This window comes from Mesorhizobium kowhaii (assembly GCF_003253745.1).
GTDB lineage: Bacteria > Pseudomonadota > Alphaproteobacteria > Rhizobiales > Rhizobiaceae > Mesorhizobium > Mesorhizobium kowhaii.
The window spans coordinates 454,722-461,813 of sequence record NZ_MZXV01000056.1 but is presented as its reverse complement, the minus strand read 5'-3'; the positions used below and the strand labels follow the sequence as shown (position 1 = coordinate 461,813).

At 59.0% G+C, this 7,092-nt stretch carries 6 protein-coding genes; 5 read left to right on the top strand and 1 reads right to left on the bottom strand.

The window, feature by feature from the left end; all coding sequences use genetic code 11:
• The 3 genes from B5V02_RS27655 to B5V02_RS27645 all read left to right on the top strand — a co-directional run.
• On the top strand, positions 1 to 940 hold a 940-nt coding region (locus B5V02_RS27655; protein WP_146606156.1), incomplete at its 5' end, for an acyltransferase family protein.
• A gap of 282 nt (positions 941 to 1,222) precedes the next feature.
• On the top strand, positions 1,223 to 2,659 hold the full coding sequence (locus tag B5V02_RS27650; protein WP_111547183.1) for a DUF4214 domain-containing protein: 1,437 nt from the start codon (positions 1,223 to 1,225) through the stop codon (positions 2,657 to 2,659).
• 54 nt (positions 2,660 to 2,713) lie between these two features.
• A complete protein-coding gene (locus tag B5V02_RS27645) occupies positions 2,714 to 4,048 on the top strand; it encodes a glycoside hydrolase family 140 protein (protein WP_111547182.1) in 1,335 nt (444 codons plus the stop codon).
• Here the strand turns inward: B5V02_RS27645 and B5V02_RS27640 are convergent.
• Positions 3,978 to 4,577, bottom strand: a complete 600-nt coding sequence (locus B5V02_RS27640) for a glycosyltransferase family 2 protein (protein WP_111547181.1) — start codon at positions 4,575 to 4,577, stop codon at positions 3,978 to 3,980. The two genes, B5V02_RS27645 and B5V02_RS27640, sit on opposite strands and share 71 nt — an antisense overlap.
• A gap of 209 nt (positions 4,578 to 4,786) precedes the next feature.
• Between B5V02_RS27640 and B5V02_RS27635 the strand changes: the two genes are divergently transcribed.
• Both B5V02_RS27635 and B5V02_RS27630 read left to right on the top strand, forming a co-directional pair.
• Positions 4,787 to 5,890 carry a glycosyltransferase family 8 protein gene (locus tag B5V02_RS27635; protein WP_111547180.1) on the top strand — a complete coding sequence of 368 codons (1,104 nt, stop codon included), beginning with the start codon at positions 4,787 to 4,789 and terminating at the stop codon, positions 5,888 to 5,890.
• 139 nt (positions 5,891 to 6,029) lie between these two features.
• Complete coding sequence (locus B5V02_RS27630) at positions 6,030 to 7,091, top strand: NAD-dependent epimerase/dehydratase family protein (RefSeq protein WP_111547179.1); 1,062 nt, start codon at positions 6,030 to 6,032, stop codon at positions 7,089 to 7,091.
• Position 7,092 lies beyond the last annotated feature (1 nt).

Below are 7,092 nucleotides of genomic sequence, written 5' to 3'. Positions count from 1 at the left end.
TTCCGACGGGGTAACGGCATCTGGCTGCGCGGTATTTGTTCTTTTCTTTGTGATTATCGGGTTTATTGTGGTGTACGTGCGCTTTCACCCCGGTCAGGCCGCTGACACTCCCAAACGTTTCATTATCAAGCGCGCAACGCGACTATTCCCATGGTGCTGGATTTGCAGTGCGACCATTGCTGCAATCTCTGCTATAGGTTTCTTAAAGAACAAAAATATAGATTTATATACCATATTGAACTCCGCGCTGATACTCCCTGGAGATAAATTAGTTTATGTCGCATGGACACTTTCTTATGAAATATATTTTTATATAATTTTTTCGATATGTCTTAATATTGGAAAAATGTTTTCGACATCGATCTCTGTGATATTGCTGATGATCGGTGGAATTGTGTTAGGAAGAGAAATTCATAATTCGACGTACTCTGATTTCTTCTCTAGCCCCCTCGTTCTGGAGTTTTGTTTCGGCATCGCTTTGGCACTGTTTTTTTCCGCTGGCAAGAAATGGAAAGCCCCGTTAGCTCTCGGCGCGCTCGGGTTTCTTATAATAATCGTGTCCCCGATTTTCCTACCCCATCCCGATGCTTTGCCCGGTTCGCGGGTCATCGTATGGGGCCTTCCAGCAACTTTGATAGTGGCTGCATTTCTCGAGGTTAAGCGACCGCAATCAATAGCTGGCCGCGCAACTGTCCTGCTCGGCGATGCATCCTATGCCCTCTACTTAACGCACGTCTTCGTCATGATGGCATATGGCTGGGTCATTAAGTCGACATTTGTGGGAGGAATGTCACAAGCTGTCTTCGCTCCTGTAATTATATTCTTATGCCTTATTGTTGGTGTGCTGACACACGTATTTGTGGAAAGGCCAGCTCTCGACCTCGTTCGGAGGGTCACAAGACGCCAGTCGGGACGGCGGCCACTGGAAGCCAGAAGCTAGAAGCCTATCCGAGGTGATCCGGCGCGCCAGCGTCATGAACTTGCAGAACCGAGGAGCGGCCCGAAGGGGTTGGTCCGGCTTTCGTCCCTCGGCTGCACAATGGTGCGTGCTCCGGGCCTGCCAGGGTAGACGCGGACCAGAGGTGTGCTTCCCAATGGTGGTAGCGCGACCGCCGAAAGGGGTAGCGCGAGCACTCCGTTCACCCGTATGGGCAGATTGCTTCCAGCGGCCGCAGTCCCGACTATCCAGCCTGAATCTGAAACCCGACAGGGAGGCTCGTCCATGTCCTTTCGTTTCGCAACCATCGCGGCCTGCCTGCTGGCGACAGTCGTGCCTACTTCCGCCGCCGATCTGCTCTGGGGCGTCAACGGCCATCCAATAACTGCCTATCCGGGCATCCCGCTCGAAAGGCAGCTCGATTTCATTAGGGATCTCGGCCTGAAATCGTACCGGGTCAACGTTACAAGCGAGGACAACGCAGAAACGCTTGCCAACCTCGTCGACGCCGGGAAGGCGCGAGGAATCGAGATCCTGCCCGTCATCACGCCTGCGGCCATCGATCTGGACAAGGATAGTCCGGAAGAGCTCTACGAGAAGACCCGGAAACTGGCGGTCACCCTCGGCACCAGGTTCAAGAACGACATCCGCGTTTGGGAACTCGGCAACGAGATGGAGAACTACGCCATCATCAAGCCATGCGAGAAACGCGACGACGGCTCGCAATATCCATGTGGATGGGGGCCGGCAGGAGGAACGGGAGCACTCGACTACTACGGTCCGCGCTGGGTGAAGGTGAGCGCCGTCCTCAAGGGCCTGTCCGACGGCATGACCGAGGTCGATCCGGGCATCAGGAAGGCGATCGGCACCGCCGGATGGGGCCACACCGGAGCGTTCGCGCGGATGAAGCGGGACGGGATCGCCTGGGACATCTCTGTGTGGCACATGTACGGCGACGACCCGGAATGGGCTTTCCGCGAAATCGCGGGCTACGGCAAGCCGATCTGGGTCACCGAATTCAACAATCCCTATGGAAGTCAACGCAGCGAGCGGCAGCAGGCCGACGGCATCAAGCAGACAATGACGCGACTTCGCGAACTCACCCAGAAGTACAAGGTCGAGGCTGCGCACATCTACGAACTGATCGACGAGACCTACTGGGCCCCCGGCTTCGAAGCCAATATGGGATTGGTGAGGCTCGCCGCAGCATCTGATGGCAAATGGAGGATCGGCGAGCCGAAGCCTGCCTACAAGACGGTGCGTGACTTCACCCGCGGACCGCAGCCGCTGCCCAAGCCGCATCGGGACTGCGACCCCGAGACCACCGCCGCAGACAAGTCCATATATGTGCGGCAGGCAAGCTTCGCCTACTGCCTCGTGCTTGGCCACGAGGGCGACACGTCCAGCGTCGATCATTGGTCGGCGGCGCTTGAAAGCGGAGACAGCAAACTCGCCGGCATGATCATGGAAATGATGCGCACCGACGATTTCGAAACCAGATATGCCACGATCGGCCTGACGGACCGCAGCTATATCAGTTTCCTATATTTGCTGCTTCTTGACCGTCCCGCGGACGATTACGGGATTGAAACCTATGCCCGGCAGCTGCGCGCGGGGACCATGACCCGCGAGGACGTGGCCTTCGGCATCGTCGATTCATCGGAGTTCAGATCCGGGCACGCTGCCACCCGCGAAGTTTCCGCGGTGCCGGCCCCCGGCTGAGCAGGAACGCTGGCAACAGGGAGTGTCAAGGCAGTGAGCCTCGCGTCTGTTTTCATGGCCGGCGCCCTTTTGGCGGCCATGTCGACGGGAACCCTGGCCTGCGAGCGCAACGGCGGGACAAAGTTCCCGCTGCGGATCGAATCCGGAAAGAATTATCCTGTCGACAGCGAGGGCCATCCGTTCTTCATGCACGGCGACTCGGCCTGGTCATTGATCGCCGACCTGAAGGACGAGGAAGCAGACCTCTACCTGGAGGACCGCAAGGCTCGCGGGTTCAACACCGTCCTGGTCAACCTTCTCGAGCACCGGTTCTCCCGAAACGCGCCGGCAAACGCATATGGCGACAGACCATTCGCCGACAACGGAGATTTCGTCGTTCCGAACGAGGCATACTTCGCCCATGCCGACCGCATCCTGCAGAAGGCTTGCGAGCTTGGTTTCCTTGTGCTGCTCGCCCCGGCATATCTCGGATATGGCGGTGGCGATGAGGGTTGGTATCAGGAAATGGCGGCAGCAGGAGCAGAAAGGCTCGACGCCTATGGTCGTTTTGTTGGACGCCGCTACCGGCGCTTCGACAACATCATGTGGGTCAACGGCGGCGATTACAATCCTGCGGATAAGGATCTGGTTAGGGCCGTCGCCAAGGGTATTCTGGAAGAGGATCCCGATGCTCTTGGCACCGTCCACGGCGCTCCCGAAACGGCACCGCTCGAATTCTGGGGTCACGAACCCTGGCTGAAGGTGAACAACGTCTACACACACGGCCCCGTCTATGCGAGCGCGCTCAGGGAGCACGATATCGGCAGGGGCATGCCCTTCTTCCTGATCGAGAGCGTCTACGAATTCGAACATGGTGCCGACGAGTACCGGGTCCGCATTCAGGCGTACCAGGCGATCCTCTCGGGCGCTTTCGGGCATCTTTATGGCAACAACCCGATATGGCATTTCGGGGGACTTGGTGTCCAGCGGCAGACTATGCAGTGGAAGGAGGCCCTCAACAGTCCCGGCGCAAAGAGCATGGAGGTGCTTATAACCTTCATATCGTCGATAAAATGGTGGCTGCTCGAGCCCGACAGCAAGAACAGATTGCTTGTCGATGGCATAGGCAAGGAGATGGGGAGGGCGGTCGCCGCGATGGCCAAGGACGGCTCCTACGCCGTCGTCTACATGCCCGGCAACGAGGGCGTCACCGTCGACCTCGCGCAGCTTTCGGCGACTTCCGTCCACGCCCGCTGGCGCGATCCCACAAGCGGGGAAGTAACGGATGTTGAAGGTTCCCCTTTCAAGGCGGAGCGCACAGCTTTCAAGCCGCCAGAGCTCAACAGCCGGGGATACCCGGACTGGATTCTGGAACTGATGCCTCAAGACCCTGTGGAGCAAAGCCAATGAACGCCGCAGACTTGCTTCTGGACTGACGTTCTGACGACAAACGAACCGGTTCCGATTGGCTTGTGCGGCATCGACAATGTCTCTGCAAGTTGTTGTCCAGTGACAAGGCTAGTGTGGATTGCGCCGCCAACAGCCGCTGGGACAGACACGGACTCGGTTCCTCCCAGATGACCTGGCCCCCGTAGGCAAGAGCCACGCAGGTTTTGGCTTCCAACACCCACAGAGCCCACCCAAGACAGCCCGGAGCGAGGAGATCGTCGGCACAAAGGATCATGAAATACTCGCTTTCCGCCCAATCGATCCCTGAATTGAATGAAGCGTGGGAACCCATGTTCCGTTCCCGCAGGAGCAACTCGACACGGCTATCCTCAGCTGCGATGCGGCGCGCGGTCTCTTCGCTTCCGTCCGTTGACGCGTTGTCGATGATGAGGACGCGCATCTCCGCTCCCTGGCCGAGCACATTGGCAACGCATTGCCGGAGGAATCGCCCGTGATTGTAGCAGGGGATGGCTATGTCGACCTTAGGCATTCGCGTAGTGACCGGTGCCCGACGGGACGATCTTGGTGTGCCTTGAATCAGGGGTAGCCGGAACCCGCCATTTTCGGATGACCGAACCCCCAAACGAGTTACGTCCGATCTCGCGCGCTTACTTCCTTCTGCCAGCTTTTGCCTGCCCGGGCGAAATGCGATCAATGGACGGACGATCAATGGGCGGACAATGAAAAGAAGCCAGCTCCATGTTGATCCATGCGAACGCTGCTTCGCCAGGGCCGTCCCGGACAAGGATTGCTGCCGCCTACCTTTGCGATTCGAACTATCATGACATAACCCTCTATTCCCTGGCCTCCTTTGCCCGCAGCCACAGCCGCCCGCTGGATTTTCACTTCTTCCAGGTCGGCTACCGCAAAGACGTGCCCGCCCGTTTCAAGGATTTCCTGGCGTCGCGCAACCACACGATCCATGTGATAGACGCCCCCTTTGCGCGACCAGCCTTCGAGATCAGGGAACGGCCGGGCAAGCATCGGCACATCACCGAAACGGCCCTTCTCAAGGAGCGTGCGATCGGGGAGCTATCTGAAGCCTACGACTATGTGCTCTATCTGGACGGAGACATGCTCGCGTTCGGCGACGTTCATTGCGAACAGGTTGCCGGGTTCAATGAGATCGCCGCTGCCTGCCTCGACCTTTCGATCGGCACGGGCATCGACGACCCCCTGATTTTCGATCGGTGCAACGTATACGGCCTGTCCCCCCGCTACTTCAATTCCGGCCTGATGCTGATCAACTCCCGCAAGTGGCGGGAGACGGAAGCCGAAAGGCGATTTTCAGAAAACCTCCAACAACACCTCGATCACTGCCCGTACATGAATGCGTGCCCGACGCACGACCAATGCGTCTTCAACATGACTTTCGATTCCGACACCCTTCTGCTGCCCATATCGCTCAACGTGCAGAAGTGCGCCCTCCACACGCACGCTTGGCGGACGGCCACGGTTAGGCACTACACCGGGCCTAGAAAATTCCTTCCCGTGCGCGCCCGCACGTGCGATCCAAGGGAACACGCGTTGCTGCGCGCGATCAGCAGAGAAACAGGCCTCCCCGGCCCCGGATGGGTTTACGACCACGGCATCTCCTATCTCGTCAACAAGGTGAGGCGGCGCAAGGAGATCGCGGTGTACGAGCACGCTCTGGCCCAGCAGCGAATTGCCGACGTGGGAACCCTGGAATTCGACGGCGGGACGGTCGATTCATTGCTGGGTGAAGCGCACCGCGCGCACCGAGGCTCAGGACGAATTCCTGCTCTCGACGGTTCTCTGAAGAAAGTCCTCCGAAAGGATTAGGCGCGGACCACCCGAAAGCGGTAGCGGGCGGCAAGGCTTCGTCCAACGGGGCACCCTGATCGCCTATTGGCGTTCTCCCTCACTGTTTTCAGCCCAAGTAGCCTCTGCGCGATCATATCCGCTGGGGAAAAGGTGTGCGATGAAAGTCATGGTAACCGGCCATCAAGGCTATATCGGCTCGGTGATGGTGCCGATGCTGCTGCGCGCAGGGCATTCGGTGACGGGTTACGACAGCGATCTCTACCGGCGCTGCACCTTTGCCTCGGGCGGAGAGCGGGCTTCCGTTCCGTCCATCCAAAAGGACGTCAGGGACGTGCATGCGCGCGACCTCGAAGGGTTCGATGCCGTCATCCACCTGGCGGCCCTTTCCAACGACCCGCTGTCCGATCTCGATCCGGACATCACCTACGAGATTAACCACAAGGGCAGCGTCCGTTTCGCGAAGGCGGCCAAGGAGGCCGGCGTGTCGCGCTTCCTCTTCGCCTCGTCGTGCAGCAATTACGGACAGGCGGGCGAGGGGATGGTCGACGAAACGGGCGAGTTGAACCCGGTCACGCCCTACGGCTGGTCCAAGGTGCTTTCGGAGCGGGACATTTCCGAACTGGCCGACAGCAGCTTCTCTCCCACCTATTTCAGGCCCGCCACGGCCTATGGCCTGTCGCCCCGGCTCCGCTTCGACATCGTGCTGAACAATCTGGTTGCCTGGGCCGTTACAAAAGGCGTGATCCTCCTGAAGTCGGATGGGACACCGTGGCGGCCGATCGTCCACATCGAGGACATTTCCAGGGCGTTCATCGCCGGACTGGAAGCGCCGCGCGAGATCATCCACAACGAAGCCTTCAATGTGGGACGGACGGATCACAACTACAGGATCCGCGACATCGCCGAGATTGTCGCCGAGGTCGTGCCGGGCTGCCGGCTTGAATTCGCGTCCGATGCCGGGCCCGACAAGCGGTCCTATCGCGTCAGCTTCGACAAGATCGCGCGCTCCCTTCCTGCCTTCAAGCCGCAATGGGATGCGCGCAGGGGCGCCGAGCAGCTTTACCAAGCCTACGGCAAGTCGAATGTCACTCTCGAGGAATTCGAGGGGCCACGCTTCCAGCGCATCGGCCACATCAGGTATCTTTTGGCCAACGGACTTCTAGACCAGCGGATGCGGCTCGCCGAAGCCTCGAGAACACTGGAGGCAGCGGCGGGATAAC